Genomic DNA, 16,138 nt, shown 5'->3' on the forward strand with positions numbered 1-16,138 from the left:
GCAGCTGCAGAGGATATGGGCGTACCCGTTTGAGCGGCCGTACAGGCGTTGATTGATGCTGACCTGCCCCCGAACTTTCATCCAGCGGCAATTAGAGTCTCGACTTATTTTACGCCACGAGGCGCGGGTGGAGCAACATGCGATCGGCGGAGCTGGTCGGGGTTGCGCAGCCGGTCGCATGTTGCGGTGAGGTTGGCGGCGTAGGCCGCCGGGGTGAGGTAGCCCAGCGCCGAATGCGGTCGCTGGCGGTTGTAATCGTCGGCCCATTCGGCGATGCGGTTGCGGGCGTGATCGAGGCCGCGGAACAGGGTTTCATTGAGAAGCTCGTCGCGCATCCGGCCGTTGAAGCTTTCGCAGAACCCATTCTGCATCGGTAATGAAGTGCCAATCGATGGTGTGCTGCTCCGCCCAGGCCAGCATGGCGTTCGAGGTAAACTGTAAGCGACGTTCGCGTCCCATTCGCAAAGGTTTGGCGTGGGGATTGCAGTCTGTTGATCAACGTGTTTGCAAATCGTTGGCGGTGGGTATGGAGGCGGCAACGACGGAGTATTACGAGGTGCCGCCGAACGACCAGGGCAGGAGTTCGTCGATCCGGGACTGCGGGTGACCGGTTGCGATCGCTTTGAGCGTCGCTTTCATCCAGACGTAGGGCTCCACGCTGTTGATTTTGCAGGTGGCGATGAGCGAAGCTATGCGCGCCCATGAACGACCACCTTCGTCGTGACCAGCAAATAGACTATTTTTACGCGTCAGAGTCAGATGGGGTATTCGGCCTGTTGCTGAGCCCCGCGTTAGCAGGGTGCTGCGCTTCAGGTTGATGATAAACGTGGTCTGTTTTCGAACAGCCACAAGCATCAGACGGAGAAGAGAGCTGGCCCCGCAAATTCGGACAGTAGCTTGAGTGGATTTTCTGCCTGACAGCGGCGAGGATTCTTGCTGCGAATCAGGAGCGAAGATGACGAAGAAGAGCCGCCGGACGCATTCTCCGGCATTCAAGGCGAAGGTTGCTTTGGCTGCGGTCAAAGGCGACAAGACACTGGCGGAGCTGGCGCAACTGTTTGATGTTCATCCGAACCAGATCACGATCTGGAAAAACCAGCTCCTGGAAGGCGCCGCCGGCGTGTTTGGGCATGACAAGACATCGGCCGAGACGCCGGTCGATTTGAAGGCGTTACATGCCAAGATCGGCGAGCTGGCGTTGGAAAACGATTTTTTGTCCGGCGCGATCACCAAGGCGGGCCTGCTGAGCGCAAAGCGATGATCGACCGCGATCATGATCTTTCTATCGTGCGCCAGGCGAAGGTCCTGAAGCTGGCTCGCAGCACGGTCTACTATGAACCTCGGCCAGTTTCGGCCGAGGACCTTGCCTTGATGCGTCGGCTCGATGAGCTGCATCTCGATTATCCCTTCGCGGGAGCGCGTATGCTGCGATCGTTGCTGCGGCGGGAGGGCGTATACGCCGGTCGCCGCCACATCGCGACGCTGATGAAGCGCATGGGGATCGAGGCGGTCTATCGTCGCCCGAACACGAGCAAGCCGGCTCCGGGTCACAAGATCTACCCGTACCTGTTGCGCGGATTGAAGATCGAGCGGCCCGACCATGCGTGGGCAATGGACATCACCTACATTCCGATGCGGCGTGGCTTCGTCTATCTCGCGGCGGTCGTCGATGTGTTCAGCCGACGGGTCCTGGCCCATCGCGTCTCGATCACAATGGAGGCGGCCTTCTGCGTCGAAGCGGTCCAGGAGGCGTTGGCGAAGCACGGCAGGCCCGAGATTTTCAACACGGATCAGGGCAGCCAGTTCACCAGCCTCGAGTTCACCGATGTGCTGCTGGACGCGAAGATCGCCATCAGCATGGACGGCAAGGGCGCCTGGCGCGACAACGTGTTTGTCGAGCGGCTCTGGCGCACGGTCAAATACGAAGAAGTATATCTCCGTCCTCCGTGAAGAACGCGGACGAGCGCTGATTTAAGCGATCTTTTGAGCCGGGACAGTTTCGGCGAAGGCCCGGATGATGGCCCGCAAGAGTTCTGCGAGCCATCGCAGGAGCAGGCCGAAGTTGTAGCCGGCCGCGGCGAGGACGGCGTTGATACGGTCGCCGACGCGGCCTTTGAGATAGTTGCGGTCCATGCGGTGCTCGGCCTTGACGTGACCGATGACGGGTTCGACAGCCGCGCGACGCTTCATCTCGCGCCGGATGGAAGCCGTGACGCGGCGAACCTGACCCGAGATCCAGACCCTGAACCGGTGCGGGTAGTTGTGGCCGCGGTACCCTTTGTCGACATGGATACGGCGAGCCTCCACCCCGGTGAGCTTCTCCATGTCGGCGACCACGGGGCCGAGCGTGTGGCCGTCGAAGGGATTGCCGTGCAGCGCCTTGGCATGGAGCACGAACTGTCCGCCCTTCGGGGACGTCACGGGGGTGGCGATACTGACCTTGCAGCCGAACTCGTAAGGCGCGCGGGCTTTGCCCTTGCCGATGCACTCGACCTCCGGCGCATGCAACGCATAGATCTTCGGGCCGCGCTGATGCTGATCCTGGCTGCGCACCCGCTGCGCCAGATCGAGCAGCGGGCCGAAGCGCGCTTCCAGCGCCGCATCGCCATCAATCTTGCGGCGGACGTCGCGGATGATCCGGCCAAGCCGCGTCCGCAGGAACTTGAGTTGGCGCCGGGCGCGCTTGAACTGATGAGCGTGGGTATAGCGGCCGACCATGATGGCGGCGCGTTTGGCCAGGCGCAGATAGCTCTGGCGCAGCGGCACACGGTTGCGCTTGGCGAACCCGACGAGCTTGGTGATGGCCCGATGCGTCAGCCGCGCGTCGGTCGGATGCGCAACGGCCTTGGGCTGCACCGTGGTATCGACCACCACTCGCTCCAGGTCCTTGGGACCGATGGCGCCAGTCTTGTGTGCCACCGACAGACTTTCCTGGATCAGCGCGACGAGAGCCTCCTCGCCGAGCCGCTGGCGCCAGCGCGTCATCGACGATCGATCGAACGGCAGCCGGTGGCAGAAGCTCAACTCGCCGCAGAAGTATTGGTAATAAGGGTTCTCGATCCAGCGAGCGCACAGCACCTCATCCGAGAGATTGTGCATGTGCTTCAGGATGAACAGGCCGGCGACAAGCCGCGTCGGCAGTCCAGGCTGCCCCGGACCGGTTTGGCACACCGAACCAAAGCGGTCATCCAGAAAGTTCCAGTCGATCAGCGCCGCCAACCGCACCAGCGGGTGGCCCATGTCGATGATTTGATCGAGCGCCGGAAGCAACAGGTCCTTTTGGCGATCATCCCGCGGTTTGCTCATCGCCGTCCCCAATGCCGATGACCCGCCGTCAGGGAATCACGAATCGCTCGAAAGCAAAATCCCAAAACGCAAGAAACCGCGGCCCAACACCCGGCTTTCTTGCAAAATCGAATACTTTATCGAGACAACTTCTGCCTATGTCTCAGGCCGATCTGCATTCTTCACGGACGACTATCTCCGCGCCTACGACAGCGTGTCCGAGGCGCGAGCGTCAATTGCCAAGTATCTGGCCTTCTACAATCAGGGACGCCCTCACTCGAGCCTTGACGGGCGCACGCCCGACGAGGCTTACTTCGGCACGCAAGCTATGGTGATGGCCGCATGACCGTCGCCGACGGTTTTGTCGTCGCTCTGGTCGGGCTACGCCCTCCCGACGCAACGACAAAACCGTAAAGCCCCGCGTTCAGCATAACCCGGCAGGAATCCACTTAAATCCAGCGGGGCGCTGTCCAAACAACCGGGGCCAGCTCTCTCCTCATTCTCCAGGCGCCCCCAGATAATGGCGCAGACAAGTAACCGGGGCACCTACCAGAATCGGCCGGTCCCTCCTCCTCGATCAGTCTCTAAGCTGGTCCGACAGCTTGCCCAGATGGGAGACACCCGCATGCCCAAACGCGTGCGCATCCGTTGCATAAACAAGACTGACAGGCGAAACGCACACGAGAGAATCAAAAATGTCGGCGGGGTAAATTCAGACGGAACGCGATGGAAGCTATCCGTTAAGAAGACTATCCGAGATCTCGAAAGCCGCGAGTGGGAGTACTACGTCGAAGAATCAGGCGTCACTGTCGAGGTCATCGTCGTCACAGACGGCCGAAACAAGTACATCAAGACAACAGTGGATGGAATTCAACCGGACAATCTCCTTTCCCTCCCTGAGTGTCCGTGATGGGAATGTCCCGATCGGTGTTGAACTACGTCGGGCCGAGGTTGCCGGAATGCATGTTACGCGGCCCTCGAGACGTGGGCAACGGGCTTGATCGTCATGCGATCGTGGTGAGCGTGAAGGGCCGCACGCAGAACCGACAATTGCTTATGCGCCTTCAATCGTCGGAAGCCCTTTTGGCCTCGATCATGCCGGCCGCGACCCATCGCAACGCCATACCGGCATCCCGCCAGCGTTTGACGTTGCGCGTGACGCGGCGAATGGTGCCCATCATGTTCTCGGCGATGTTGGTGCGGGCGAGCGATCGACGAAGCTCCTTCGGCAGCGTCAACCGGACGACAGTCAGGATTTCGTCGAGGCCTTCGAGGATGCTGGCCGCTACGCCGGGCCATTGCTGGTCGAGTCGACGCGCGAGATTGCGGATCAATTTTTCAGCCTTGTCGGCGTCATCGAGCTCCCAGGCCTGGCGCAGCACCCGACGGGTGGCTGTGAATCAGCACCGAACCGAGCCCCTTGAGCTAACGCCGGCAATTCCTGGTGGCGGATAAAGGAATCTCCGTCGGGATGGGGCCCCGATCGGCGCCGATGGTGACCCCATCTCGACTGGCTTTGCTTAAGTACCTTCACAGCGTTACTGCCGATACCTGCAACGGCCTGCCCCCCGCGCCGATTCACAGCTTGGCCTCGGAAACGTCCATCCCGCCGAACCTGGCCTTCCATTTGTAGATGCTGGCGTCGCCGACGCCGTGCTTGCGGCACAGAGAGCTGGCCCCGCAAATTCGGACAGTAGCTTGAGTGGATTTTCTGCCTGACAGCGGCGAGGATTCTTGCTGCGAATCAGGAGCGAAGATGACGAAGAAGAGCCGCCGGACGCATTCTCCGGCATTCAAGGCCCCCGCGGGTCACTTCAAATTCCTCCGGGTGTGGTCAGTCAAATTCCTCCACCCGCGAGGCAGGACAAGGGACTGTTAGTTTGAGTTTGTTTCCCGGGCAAGAGCTTCAGCGGCTTCTTTGAGCCGATAGCTGCGTCCGTCGAACTCAAGCAGATGGCAATGATGCATAAGGCGATCGAGGATCGTCGTGCTCATAGTGTTGTCCCCAAGGTATGCCCCCCAATCCTGCACGACGCGATTGGAGGTGACGATGACGCTGCGGCGCAGTTTGTAACGCTGATGGATCAGGGTCTGCAGCAAAGTGCCGGCGTCGTCGGGGATGGCGCGTGCGAGGAATAGATCGTCCAGCACGAGGAGATCGCAGTCGATGATGGTTCGCAGCCGGACCTCGCGTTGTGCCGGAGAGTTCAGGGCGTAGCGGTGGAAGAAGTCGTCGGTCTCAAGATACTGGACCTTGTGGCTTTGCAGGATCGCCTGATAGGCAATCGCCTTGGCGATGTGCGACTTCCCGGTGCCAGGTTTGCCAACAAGCAGAGCGTTCTCGCCAGCGGCAATGAACGCCAGGGTGTGGAGCTGGAAGCAGGTCTGACGTGGCAGTTTGGGATTGAAGGACCAGTCGAACTCGGCGAGCGTCAGCTTTTCGTCGAGCCCGGATTGCTGGTATCGCCGCTCGATAAGACGGGACTGACGACGGTCCAGTTCATCCTGCAGGATAAGGGAGAAGGTCTCGAGGAAGGGCTGGTTGGCGCCCTGCGCCTGGAGCACGCGCGTCTGCAGCGTGTCGCGGACACCCGACAGGCGCAGCTGTCGTAGGCAACGCTCAATTTCCGGCATGGTCATCATGTGGCTAGGTCTCCAGTTTAAGGTGAGAAGGTGCAGCGGGAGCGCTCGTGGCGCCGGAGTTGGCCGGGGTTGCGCAGGCGACACGAGCGCGGATTGCCGTGGCGTGATCGTCGTGAGCCTCGGCCTGCCGACCATTGTCGTCGGCGTCGCGCCGCACAGCGCGGCTGAAGAGGTCGCCGTATTCCGCGGGGGTACGGATCAGCGGATGATCCTGGGTGAGCGGCGATGCCGGCTGTGGCGTCACTCCAACCTGCTCGATCGCCTGTTCGAACAACCGCTCGACGGTCGCACGCACGTGCTTGTAGCGGTAGATGCGGTTGTCGATGGCGTGCGCGCAGGCCTGCTCGACCAGCCGCGCCGGATACTTCCGGCCCAGCCCGACAATGCCCCACATCGCGCGCTGTCCGGGGCGCCCTTCGGTGTCGAACACCTGCTGGCACAAGGCCCTGGTCTGCGGTCCGATGCGCTCGGCGCTCGCCAGCAGCACGGCGGTTTGCCGCGACGGGTTGAACGGCCGTTCGCTGGTCGGCAGGACGACAGAACCGGGGTGCGCCATCCGGGAATGAACACGCAGCAGCGCACGGGTGTGGCGATCACGGATCTCGATCGTGGTGGTGTAGATGCGCACGACGACCTGGCTGCCGATCGGCGCGGGCCGCGCGGCGTAATAGCTGTTGTCGACGCGTACGGTGGTGTCGTCGCAGACAGTCCGGACGACTTCGGTGAAGATGCGGAAGGGAGCGACAGGCAGCGGCCGCAGGTGCGGCTTCTCTTCCTGGAACATCGCCTCGACCTGACGGCGCGTGCTGCCGTGGATGCGTTTGGAAGCCCAGTTCTCCTCCCAGTGCCTCAAGAACTCGTTTTGCGCCTCCAGCGTCTCGAAGCGCCGTCCGGCCAGCGCAGTGCCCTGGGTATGCGCGTTTCGCGGGATCGTGAGCGCGGATTTCAGGGGATCGTGAGCAGAGATTTCAGACGATCGTGAGCAACGATTTCGCGGGATCGTGAGCAAGGCTTTCGGAGCCTTGCAGCGCTTCGGCCGACAACTCAACCGGCTTAGGGATGACCTCGTGGTTAACGAGGAAGTCCAATGCCTACCCAGAGATTGTCGATGCGCCGGATCAAGGAAGTCCTTCGGTTAAAACATTTTCAAGGCCTGCCAGAGCGGGCCATCGCGCGGAGCGTGGGCGTCAGCAACGGCGTTGTGCACAGCTACCTGAGCCGCGCCCGCTCTGCTGGGTTGAGCTGGCCGCTTCCGGAGGGAATGACCGATGAAGACCTGGAGCTTTTGCTTTTCCCGGCCCCACGACCAGCGTCTCAGAGCCCGCAGCGGCCGGTGCCCGACTGGAGCTACATCGATAAAGAGCTCCGCCGGCGCAACGTAACCGGTCGCCTGCTCTGGGAGGAGTATCGCGCCGTTAATCCCGACGGTTTCGGGTACACGTGGTTCTGCACTACCTACGAGGCCTGGAAGGGGCGGGTCCGACCTTCGATGCGGCAGATTCATCTGGGCGGCGAGAAGGTGTTCGTGGATTTCGCCGGCGACACCATCGACATCGTCGATCCCCTGACCGGGGAAGTGCAGCCGATGAAGCTGTTCGTCGCGGCGATGGGCGCTTCGAACTACACCTACGCCGAGGCCTGCCCCAGCGAGAGCTTGGCCGACTGGATCCGGGCCCACGTCAACTTGTTCACGTTTTTGAGCGGAACGCCGACGTTCGTGGTCTGCGACAACCTCAAAGCCGCCGTCAGCAACCCCGACCGCTACGATCCCGGCCTCAATCGCACTTATGCCGAGATGGCGAGCCATTACGGCACGGCCATTCTCGCCGCACGGCCGCGGCGCCCAAAAGACAAGGCGAAGGTCGAGGTCGCGGTGCAAATCGCCCAGCGCTGGATTCTGGCCCGGCTGCGCAATCAGCGCTTCTTTTCCCGGGCCGAGCTCAACGCCGCCATCAAGACACTCGTCGACGAACTCAATGCTCGTCAAATGCGTGGCTTCGGCTCAAGCCGCGCCGAACTGTTTGCCGAACTCGACAAACCCAAGCTAACCCCGCTGCCAGATCAGCCTTATGCCTTCGCACGCTGGAAGCGCTGCCGCCTCGCTCCCGATTATCATGTCGAGGTCGACGGCCATTGGTACTCCGCGCCGTATCGTCTGATTGGCGAGCTGGTCGATGCCCGTATCGACGATCGGACGGTCGAGATCTTCCACAAGGGCCAGCGGATCGCCAGCCATGCCCGCGCGCCCAACCGACGCGGACACACCACCATCGCCGACCACATGCCCAGCGCCCATCGCCGCTACGGCAAATGGACCCCCGCCGCGGTGATCGCCGCCGGCGAGCGGATCGGTCCTTCGACAGCAGCGTTTTTCCAGGCCGTGATCGACGCCCGCCCCCATCCAGAACAAGGCTTTCGAACCTGCCTTGGCATTCTGGCGCTCGTCAAAAGCTACGGCGCCGAACGCCTCGACGCAGCCTGCCGGAGGGGCATCCTCATCAAGGCGCGCTCCGTCGCCTCGATTAGATCGATCCTCCAGAACGGCCTCGATCGCACGTTCTTCGACGAATCTTTCGAGCACCAGCCCCTGCGCCACGGCAACATCCGCGGACGCGACTACTTCCACTGAAGCAAGGAGAGACCCGGCATGCTTAACCACCCAACCCACGAACGGCTGATCGAGCTTGGCCTGACCGGAATGGCCAAGGCCTTCGAGGAGCAGCGCCGATCGCCCGATCTCGAAGCCCTGCCGTTCGAAGATCGCATCGGCCTGTTGGTCGACCGCGAAGCCGCCGAACGCGACACCAGGCGGCTCACCACGCGCCTCAAGATCGCCGCACTGCGCCAGACTGCTTGCGTCGAGGACGTCGATCTGCGCACCCCGCGGGGCATCGACCGCGCCGTTTTCGCCAAACTCGTCGAAGGTCGCTGGATCGATCGCCACGAGAATTTGCTCGTCACCGGGGCAACCGGCCTGGGCAAAAGTTGGTTAGCCTGCGCGCTCGGCCACAAGGCCTGCCGCGACAACCGATCAGTCCTCTATCATCGCGTTCCAAGGCTGTTCGAGGCGCTCGCGCTCGCGCGCGGAGACGGACGTTACGCCCGGCTCCTCAAAAGCCTCGGCCGCGCTCAGCTTCTGATTTTGGATGATTGGGGACTATCGGTGCTCACCGCCGCGGAACGCCGCGATCTGCTCGAAATCCTCGAGGACCGCCATGGCCGCGCATCCACCATCGTCACAAGTCAGCTCCCCGTGGACACCTGGCATGGAGCCATTGGGGACCCCACGGTCGCCGACGCCATTCTCGATCGCCTCGTCCACAACGCCCACCGCCTCCAGCTCACCGGAGAAAGCATGCGAAAACGCAGCGCCAAAACCATCACCCTTGACGGCCAACCAGAACACTGACTCTATCTCCCATCGGCCGTAGCGGGCTGCTCACGATCGTCTGAATTCAGTGCTCACGATCGCGCGAAATCGATGCTCACGATCCGTGAAATCCGCACTCTTGTTCATGCGCACTGACAAAGCCGCGTGCGCATGCCGAGCGTCGATGCATACCACCGGAAGATCGACCCTACGAAGTTCATGCCATAGCCAGCTTGCCATCGCCCCGGTCTCAAAACCGATGCGCTCCGCATGCGGCGCCCGCTCGCGAAGCCGCGCGGTGAGCGCCCCCGGATCGGACTTGGCCTTTCCCTCAAACGAGATCCGACCTGCTTCGTTGACCACGCACACTGAAGTTTCCTTTTGCGAGACGTCAAGCCCAACATATTGCTTCATAGCCGCTCCGATTCGTGTGATTGCGTGCAGGCTTGAAGATAGCGGACCTTTCGTCCCGCGGGCGCCGACCGCAATTATGTCATCGTGTTTGACTGGGACCCCCTATCGGCATCCAAAAGGGACCCCTCGTATTGCCGCATCTGCGAATGTTACCCTGATGGCGCCGTTGCAGCGGTCGATGCGATGTCGACTGATTGGCCGCGCCAGGTTGCTTTCCAAGCTTGCTCGGTGGGAGGGGCTGTGGGCGGGTCGGGCCCTACATAGCCCGAGCCGTCCACAACCCCGGACAATGGGGCAGCGGTGGTGGCGTCGCCGAGCGACTCCTCCGCGACCAACTGCTCGGCAGCCCTCCGTCTAAGCGCCCTCAGCAGACGCTGCACGATCGAATGCTGTCTCGTCCCGAACTCCTCGGGGTGTTTCTCGCTCAGCCGGCCGACGATGGCGAGTGCAGTCAGCTGCGGCTGCTCTGCGAGCCAGGCTTCGATCGCAGCAAGATGCGGGTCGAGCTTGGACGGCATGCGAACCCTGGTCTTATAGGGCCGACGGCTTCGCCGGTGCGTGGCACGCGGCTCGCCGGCCGTCACCGTCTTGCCGAGCGTCTTCGCAAACGTCGCCGCGGTCGCCGGCGCGGTGCTCGTGCAAGCGCGTTGCAGGCAGCGCGCCTGTCCGGCACGACGATCGACGCGATTGCCGAGTTCGTCCTGGGTTGCGCGAATCTCGGCCAACAGCGCGACCGGATCGAGCGAGCGATACTGATCGCGTAGCCGCCGCTTTACAGCCGCGGTCACCTTGGGATGGGCCAGCGCGCGCTGATAGGGCGTCAACGGAGCATGATAACGCTTGATCACTTTAGCCCCTTCGCGACGCTTCTCCTTCAGCTTGAACGACGGCTGGAAGAAGTTGACGTAGAGCCGTGCCGCAGCATAAAGGCGGCCCATCATACGCGCCGTCTCGACGCCATCGAAGCGGCCATAGCCCATGAGGCGGCGGACGACGGCACCATTCTTCTGCTCGACGAACGCCTGATCGTTCTTCTTATAGGCACGCGAGCGCGTCACCTCGAGCTTCTGTTGGCGGCACCATGGCACGACGACATCGTTCATGAAGGCGCTGTCGTTGTCGAAGTCCACGCCGCGCAAGAGCCAGGGGAATAGGCTCTGTGCGCGGTTGATCGCCTCGGCAACCAGCGAGCCATCCCGCGTCAGCAACGGCAGGCACTCCGTCCAGCCCGTGGCGATATCGACCATCGTCAGGGTCTGGATGAACGAGCCAGCCACCGACGTGCCGCCATGGGCTACCATGTCGACCTCGCAGAAGCCCGGCGGCGGGCTGTTCCAGTCATTGAAGGTGCGGATCGGGACCTCGCGCCGGATTGCCGAATGGAACCCGGCACGGCGCCGCCTGCCGCCGCTCGCCGCGATCTTCACATCGACGAGCAGGCGATCGATGGTGCCGGCGCTGATAGCCAGAACACGGTCACGGTCCGACTGGCCAAGCTGCAATCGGCCATGTCGCTCAAGGGCAGGCAGCAAGGTCGGATCATCACCTTGAGCCGCTTGCCGCACACCCGATCCGACGCCTCCCACAGCGCAGTCAGCGCGTCCTTGATCGTCGCGCCATATCTGCGTCTTCGCTTTCTTGTTGCCTCGACCTCGCCCGGTCCAACCGCCTCGCGTCGCCTGAGCGCGCGCACCGCATGCTTGCGATGCCAGCCAGTCGTCGCGCACAGCTCGTCGAGGATCCGTCCCTTCTCCGCTCGTTTGGCCGATCGGTAACGCTCCGTTACCACCGACACCACCTCGCGCCGCGCGCCCATGCTGATCTTTCCCGCCATAGACGCCACCGAACCAATTCGATGGCACCGCCCCAATCATCGGCGAGAAGTTGTCCAGTAACATTCTGGGTGAGGCAATGCGCCCCTCTCTTTGATCGGCGTGCTCTGCTGGTAACGCTCGGGTCGTCGGAGCTGGTCGGGGTTGCGGAGACGGCGCGAGCGCGGGTTGTTTGAACATCGTCGCGGCTTTTGAATCGCCAGCTGTCGTTGCCGGTCTCGACGATGTCGCAGTGATGGGTCAATCGGTCGAGTAGCGCGGTGATTCCTCATCTCTCCGTCCTCCGCACCGGCGCCAGTGGCTCCCGTAAAGAATGGTCGCTAGGTGTCTTGAACTTTGTTGACGGATCGATCCATTCCGAGAAACGACCGAAACCTCTCAGTTTGAGGATTGGCCATGATGTCGTGCGGCGCGCCGTGCTCCATGATCACGCCGCCGTCCATGAAAATAACGCGATCGGCAACCTCACGGGCGAAGCCCATCTCATGCGTGACGACGATCATCGTCATGCCCTCGTTGGCCAGTTCCCGCATGACGCGGAGCACTTCGCCGACGAGCTCGGGGTCGAGGGCCGACGTCGCTTCGTCAAAGAGCATGACAGCGGGTCGCATCGCGAGCGCGCGGGCGATTGCCACGCGCTGCTGCTGGCCGCCGGAGAGGCGGGCGGGATATTGGTCGGCCTTGTCGGTCAAGCCGACCTTCTCTAGCAACTCCAGCGCGTGCTTCCTCGCCTCAGTCCTGTCTCGGTGCTGGACCGACACGGGCCCCATCATGACGTTCTGAAGGACGGTCCGATGCGGGAACAGATTGAAGCTTTGAAAGACCATTCCGACATGCTCACGGTTCTTCGCAACTACCTTCTCATCGAGCATGCGGCGACGGCCTGCGCTGTCGCTCTGATAGCCGACCGGTGCCCCATTGACCGTGATTGTGCCGTCCTCGAATGTCTCAAGGAAGTTGACGCAGCGCAGCATCGTGGACTTGCCTGATCCGCTCGGGCCCAGAACGACAACGACTTCACCGCGCCGGACATCGAAAGAAACCCCGTTCAGGACACGATGCGCCCCGAAGGATTTCACGAGGCCATTCACTGATACGATAATGGGCGATCCGGCGGAGATGGTCATGGGCACCCTCAGTGATCGAAGGAGAGTTTCCGCTCGCAATAGTTCGCGAGCAGCGAAATCGGGTAGCAGATCAAAAAGTAGATCACCATGACACCCAGGAAGATTTGGAAAGCCGCGAGTGTTCTCTCCACGACCTCGCGAGCCGCAAAAGAGAGTTCCCAGGCTCCGACGACCGAGGCGTAAGAGGTCTGCTTGATCGCCATAAGCGAGATGTTGAGGATCGGCGCAATCGAGAGACGGGCTGCCTGAGGGAGGACGACCTCACGGAGCATCGTCAGCCGCCGCATGCCAAGGCTCTTAGCTGCTGCGATCTGGCCGGTCGGCACGGCTGCGATGGCGCCGCGCACTGCCTCGGTGACGAAGGCGCCGACATAGAAGACCATCGATATCATGACTGCGGCGTAGGCGCTGAGACGGATTCCAAATGCCGGGAAAGTGTAGAAGCCGAGAAACATCACGACCAATACCGGAATGCCCCGAAACACGAAGACGTAAGCCGTGACGAGGGACCGAAGGATCGGTCCACCTCCGCTCGAGATCGTTCCGACGACCGCGCCAAGAAGCGTGCCGGCTATGACGACGACGAAGGCGAGCCATAGCGTGACCAGCGCACCCTGCAACAGGTAGGGCAGGTTTGCGATAAGGACGGATATGCTCATCCGAGCCTCCGCGAGAAGCGCATCTCGCTGACTCGAAACCCGGCGCCGATGACGGAAGTCAGGATTAGATAGAGCGCCGCAACGAGGATGAAGACCTCAAAGGACGCTCCTGATCTTTCGATGATGACCTTGCCGGACAGTGTCAGGTCAAGCACACCGATCGCCGATACGAGAGACGTGTCCTTCACAAGGACGATCAGTTGGTTCGAGACGGGTGCCATGACCTTGATAGCGGCCTGTGGAAGAACGATCTGGCGAAAAATCGCCCAGCGGCGCATGCCGATCGCCTGTCCCGCCTCCCACTGCTTGGCGCCCACGGCCGCGATGCCGCTGCGCAAGAGCTCAGACAAAAAGGCTGCGTGCTGAAGCGCGACGGCGAGGACACCGCAGGTGATCTCACCCCAGAAGATTCCCACGAGTGGCAGGCCGAAGAAGAGGAGGTACATCTGGACGAGGAGCGGTGTATTCCTCATCACCTCGACATAGGCTCGTACAAGAGCGCTGGGTAGCCGCCAGCCGGCAACGCGCGGCACAGTGAGAAGCACGCCGATTGCGAGAGCCGTCGGCGCCGCGAGCGCCGCGACAGCGATGGTAACGAGCATCCCGTTCCAGAGTTGCGGAAGGTAGCGGACGGCGAAGTTGCCAAACTGTGACCAATCCATCACCCGCCCTCTCTGCGCAGTCGATCAGTTATTGTTGAGATACCACTTCGCATTCTTCGGCTTTTCGCCGAACCACTTCTCGTAGATCGCGCTGTACTCGGCGAAGAGATACCCGCCGGTCATCTCGGACACGACGAGATCGAGGTATTGCCAGAGCCGGAAGTCGCCCGGCTTCATGAAGATACCCGTGTTGACGACATCCGTCAGGCGAGTTTCCATCACGCGCATGTCCGGGTTGGACTTGACATACCATGCGGCTACGGGAGCATCGAGCTGAGCGGCCTGGGCTCGGCCAAGCTTCACAGAGTTGAATTGCGAGGCGATGCCGTCAAAGGTCTGGAGCTTGGCCTGCGGGAAGAGGCGCTTGGCGCGCTCCTCCTGGGTCGGCGTGGTCAGATTGGCGATGGTGACGTTCGGCTTGTTCAAATCGTCGAGCGTCTTGAAGGGCGCATCTTTGCGGACGATGAGGACGATGCCGCCATCGATATAGTTGCGGGTGAACGCGACCCGCTGCGCGCGGTCGGCGTAGATGGTTGTCGTCTGCGCGCCAAAGTCGATCGTGCCGTTCTGGGCATTGGGCCAGCGCTGGGCTGCGCTCTGGCGAATGAACTCGACCTTGTTGGGATCACCGAAAGTCGCTTTGGCGATCAGCCGGGCAACATCGATGTCGAAGCCCACCAGCTCCCCCTTCTCGTCGACGAAGCCGAAAGGAGGTGACTCGCTCGACACGCCGACGACCAGCTTGCCCCGCGCCAGGATTTCATCCAGCCTGGACTTCTCCTGAGCGTGGCTCGCCCCGGCCGCGAGCGCGAACCCGCAGAATGCCGCAACCAGATCGGTGACGAACCGCAGTCCATAGCTTCGCATGTCCATGCTCCATTGGTTGTTGGAAAGATAGAAGTGTGGCCTTTGCTCAACGACTAGCGCTCGTCTTGCCGCGGCGAAAGAACACGGTTCCTGTCGGAGCACGTTAGAAATAGTTACGCTGCCAACGTTTTAGAGGCGGCAATTGAGGGCCGCTCGCTCCAGGGCCGCCAATGCAGCGGCAACGATAGGGCGCCGGGATGTGCCCTTGGGAACGGCGCTGAATATGTGTCTGTGTAAGGCGGGCGCAATGGGAAGAACGCGAAAGTCGGGATCCTTGTCGAGGGGCTGCACCGCAAGACCGGGCAGGACTGTTACGAATTGTCCGGTGCGTACCATCTCAAGGGTGGCAGAAATATTACGAGCGCTGCAGCCAATCTTCATTTCGAATCCGGCAGCCAAGCACGCGTTAGTCAAGTTCTGCTGATAGGCGACCGCCGTTTGGTTGATCGCCCACTTCTCGTTCGAGAGATCCTTGAGCTCTATGCTTGTCAAGTCGGCCTTCGCGAAGCGGTGGTCTGACGAAAGGATCGCACTCAAGGCGTCGACATAGAGGGGGTGGAATTCGAGGGCCTGTTGGTACGCACTTGCATCGGCATAATCGTCGACAATTGCGATATCGACCTGCTTGGCGACGGTTGCCTTGAGGCCTTCGGTCGGCTCGAGTTCGACGAAGCTTGCATCGATCAGGGGGTGTGTCTTGTGGAGATAGCCCAAGGCTCTTGGAACGATGCTGGTCGCGACACTCCCGAATGCGGCAAGTCGTAGTTCGCCCGCAGGAGGTCCGTCCTTCTCGTCGAGCTCGGCTTCGATGCGCTCTGCCAGTTGCAGCAGCGGCGTGACGCGATCCAGGAGTTGCTGCCCTTTGGTTGTCAGGCGCAGCCCTCCTGCCGAACGCTCGAAAAGTACCGCTCCCGCCTCGCGTTCGAGCAGCGCCAACTGTTGCGACACGGCTGGCCGTGTCTGGCCGAGCGCTCGTGCCACCGCCGAGATCGTGCCGAGCTCGGAAAGCTCATGAAAGAGACGTAGTCGTGAAAGACTGAGGGCCAAACTGGCATATCTCCAAAGAACCCGAGAGTAAGAATTTCTTTCGCCTCGCGTCAATTGGACTGGTCTTCCGGGGCCGGTCGAACCGGCCCAAAACCGCCGGCATCACCCTTGTGATCGCGATCATCGCGAAGATGAGGCTGCGATCGCCGAGTTTTGACCGGCCTATCGGCCAATATCGCGAGGATTTATCGATGCCGACGATCGCCTTCTTGGGTGTTGGCCGCATGGGTTC

At 61.7% G+C, this 16,138-nt stretch carries 13 protein-coding genes and 9 pseudogenes; 6 read left to right on the plus strand and 16 right to left on the minus strand.

The features are described 5' to 3' along the window. Positions 1–104: 104 nt before the first annotated feature. Positions 105–438 (minus strand): annotated as a pseudogene (locus tag ABIF91_RS00880) (integrase core domain-containing protein); the annotation flags it as partial. Positions 439–549: 111 nt separating this feature from the next. Continuing rightward, a pseudogene (locus tag ABIF91_RS00885) lies at positions 550–759 on the minus strand (transposase domain-containing protein); the annotation flags it as partial. Between the two features lie 196 nt (positions 760–955). Here ABIF91_RS00885 and ABIF91_RS00890 point away from each other — a divergent pair. After that, positions 956–1,941: pseudogene (locus tag ABIF91_RS00890) on the plus strand (IS3-like element ISRj2 family transposase); the annotation flags it as partial. Between the two features lie 30 nt (positions 1,942–1,971). Here ABIF91_RS00890 and ABIF91_RS00895 read toward each other — a convergent pair. Then, positions 1,972–3,306, minus strand: a complete 1,335-nt coding sequence (locus ABIF91_RS00895; RefSeq protein WP_424578682.1) for an IS5 family transposase — start codon at positions 3,304–3,306, stop codon at positions 1,972–1,974. A 169-nt stretch (positions 3,307–3,475) separates the two neighbouring features. Here ABIF91_RS00895 and ABIF91_RS00900 point away from each other — a divergent pair. After that, positions 3,476–3,631: pseudogene (locus ABIF91_RS00900) on the plus strand (integrase core domain-containing protein); the annotation flags it as partial. A gap of 279 nt (positions 3,632–3,910) precedes the next feature. Continuing rightward, positions 3,911–4,195, plus strand: coding sequence for a DUF3892 domain-containing protein (locus tag ABIF91_RS00905; protein ID WP_284282671.1), 285 nt, complete (start codon positions 3,911–3,913; stop codon positions 4,193–4,195). 56 nt (positions 4,196–4,251) lie between these two features. Here ABIF91_RS00905 and ABIF91_RS00910 read toward each other — a convergent pair. Then, positions 4,252–4,679 (minus strand): annotated as a pseudogene (locus tag ABIF91_RS00910) (transposase); the annotation flags it as partial. A 190-nt stretch (positions 4,680–4,869) separates the two neighbouring features. Continuing rightward, positions 4,870–4,959 (minus strand): annotated as a pseudogene (locus ABIF91_RS00915) (transposase); the annotation flags it as partial. A gap of 28 nt (positions 4,960–4,987) precedes the next feature. Between ABIF91_RS00915 and ABIF91_RS00920 the strand changes: the two are divergent. Next, complete coding sequence (locus tag ABIF91_RS00920) at positions 4,988–5,164, plus strand: hypothetical protein (RefSeq protein ID WP_424578692.1); 177 nt, start codon at positions 4,988–4,990, stop codon at positions 5,162–5,164. Here the strand turns inward: ABIF91_RS00920 and istB (ABIF91_RS00925) are convergent. Then, complete coding sequence (istB, locus tag ABIF91_RS00925; protein WP_038952109.1) at positions 5,161–5,928, minus strand: IS21-like element IS1631 family helper ATPase IstB; 768 nt, start codon at positions 5,926–5,928, stop codon at positions 5,161–5,163. The two genes, ABIF91_RS00920 and istB (ABIF91_RS00925), sit on opposite strands and share 4 nt — an antisense overlap. A 4-nt stretch (positions 5,929–5,932) precedes the next feature. Then, a pseudogene (gene istA, locus ABIF91_RS00930) lies at positions 5,933–6,847 on the minus strand (IS21-like element IS1631 family transposase); the annotation flags it as partial. Positions 6,848–7,015: 168 nt separating this feature from the next. Here istA (ABIF91_RS00930) and istA (ABIF91_RS00935) point away from each other — a divergent pair. Then, positions 7,016–8,557: an IS21-like element ISFK1 family transposase gene (istA, locus tag ABIF91_RS00935; RefSeq protein ID WP_424578664.1), complete on the plus strand. Its 1,542-nt coding sequence runs from the start codon at positions 7,016–7,018 to the stop codon at positions 8,555–8,557. 18 nt (positions 8,558–8,575) lie between these two features. Continuing rightward, positions 8,576–9,337 carry an IS21-like element ISFK1 family helper ATPase IstB gene (gene istB, locus ABIF91_RS00940; RefSeq protein ID WP_011090937.1) on the plus strand — a complete coding sequence of 254 codons (762 nt, stop codon included), beginning with the start codon at positions 8,576–8,578 and terminating at the stop codon, positions 9,335–9,337. 96 nt (positions 9,338–9,433) lie between these two features. On the opposite strand, the pseudogene ABIF91_RS00945 reads toward istB (ABIF91_RS00940), so the two are convergent. The 9 genes and pseudogenes from ABIF91_RS00945 to ABIF91_RS00985 form a co-directional block, all read right to left on the minus strand. Further along, positions 9,434–9,712: pseudogene (locus ABIF91_RS00945) on the minus strand (IS110 family transposase); the annotation flags it as partial. 149 nt (positions 9,713–9,861) lie between these two features. Beyond that, complete coding sequence (locus ABIF91_RS00950) at positions 9,862–11,214, minus strand: transposase (RefSeq protein ID WP_424578683.1); 1,353 nt, start codon at positions 11,212–11,214, stop codon at positions 9,862–9,864. Continuing rightward, the gene (locus tag ABIF91_RS00955) at positions 11,136–11,546 is read right to left on the minus strand and encodes a hypothetical protein (protein ID WP_424578684.1); all 411 of its coding nucleotides are present in this window, start codon (positions 11,544–11,546) and stop codon (positions 11,136–11,138) included. Before ABIF91_RS00955 ends, ABIF91_RS00950 begins: the two co-directional genes overlap by 79 nt. 182 nt (positions 11,547–11,728) lie before the next feature. After that, positions 11,729–11,806 (minus strand): annotated as a pseudogene (locus ABIF91_RS00960) (ATP-binding protein); the annotation flags it as partial. A gap of 58 nt (positions 11,807–11,864) precedes the next feature. Next, complete coding sequence (locus ABIF91_RS00965; protein WP_028181904.1) at positions 11,865–12,671, minus strand: amino acid ABC transporter ATP-binding protein; 807 nt, start codon at positions 12,669–12,671, stop codon at positions 11,865–11,867. An 8-nt stretch (positions 12,672–12,679) separates the two neighbouring features. Then, positions 12,680–13,330, minus strand: a complete 651-nt coding sequence (locus tag ABIF91_RS00970; RefSeq protein ID WP_028181903.1) for an amino acid ABC transporter permease — start codon at positions 13,328–13,330, stop codon at positions 12,680–12,682. Next, positions 13,327–13,992: an amino acid ABC transporter permease gene (locus tag ABIF91_RS00975; RefSeq protein WP_018273723.1), complete on the minus strand. Its 666-nt coding sequence runs from the start codon at positions 13,990–13,992 to the stop codon at positions 13,327–13,329. Before ABIF91_RS00975 ends, ABIF91_RS00970 begins: the two co-directional genes overlap by 4 nt. Before the next feature lie 24 nt (positions 13,993–14,016). Further along, a complete protein-coding gene (locus tag ABIF91_RS00980) occupies positions 14,017–14,961 on the minus strand; it encodes a transporter substrate-binding domain-containing protein (RefSeq protein ID WP_341878356.1) in 945 nt (314 codons plus the stop codon). 27 nt (positions 14,962–14,988) lie between these two features. Beyond that, positions 14,989–15,906, minus strand: coding sequence for a LysR family transcriptional regulator (locus ABIF91_RS00985; protein ID WP_028181902.1), 918 nt, complete (start codon positions 15,904–15,906; stop codon positions 14,989–14,991). Positions 15,907–16,138: the final 232 nt, after the last annotated feature.

This window comes from Bradyrhizobium sp. USDA 241 (assembly GCF_049739505.1).
In the GTDB taxonomy this organism is placed as follows: Bacteria; Pseudomonadota; Alphaproteobacteria; order Rhizobiales; family Xanthobacteraceae; genus Bradyrhizobium; species Bradyrhizobium liaoningense.

Excerpts from the sequence above, each read along its gene's own strand:
- ABIF91_RS00975 (WP_018273723.1), bottom strand. The coding sequence starts at position 13,992 with ATGGATTGGTCACAGTTTGGCAACTTCGCCGTCCGCTACCTTCCGCAA.
- ABIF91_RS00895 (WP_424578682.1), bottom strand. The coding sequence starts at position 3,306 with ATGAGCAAACCGCGGGATGATCGCCAAAAGGACCTGTTGCTTCCGGCG.
- ABIF91_RS00970 (WP_028181903.1), bottom strand. The coding sequence starts at position 13,330 with ATGAGCATATCCGTCCTTATCGCAAACCTGCCCTACCTGTTGCAGGGT.
- istB (WP_011090937.1), top strand. The coding sequence starts at position 8,576 with ATGCTTAACCACCCAACCCACGAACGGCTGATCGAGCTTGGCCTGACC.
- istB (WP_038952109.1), bottom strand. The coding sequence starts at position 5,928 with ATGATGACCATGCCGGAAATTGAGCGTTGCCTACGACAGCTGCGCCTG.
- ABIF91_RS00955 (WP_424578684.1), bottom strand. The coding sequence starts at position 11,546 with ATGGCGGGAAAGATCAGCATGGGCGCGCGGCGCGAGGTGGTGTCGGTG.
- istA (WP_424578664.1), top strand. The coding sequence starts at position 7,016 with ATGCCTACCCAGAGATTGTCGATGCGCCGGATCAAGGAAGTCCTTCGG.
- ABIF91_RS00965 (WP_028181904.1), bottom strand. The coding sequence starts at position 12,671 with ATGACCATCTCCGCCGGATCGCCCATTATCGTATCAGTGAATGGCCTC.
- ABIF91_RS00905 (WP_284282671.1), top strand. The coding sequence starts at position 3,911 with ATGCCCAAACGCGTGCGCATCCGTTGCATAAACAAGACTGACAGGCGA.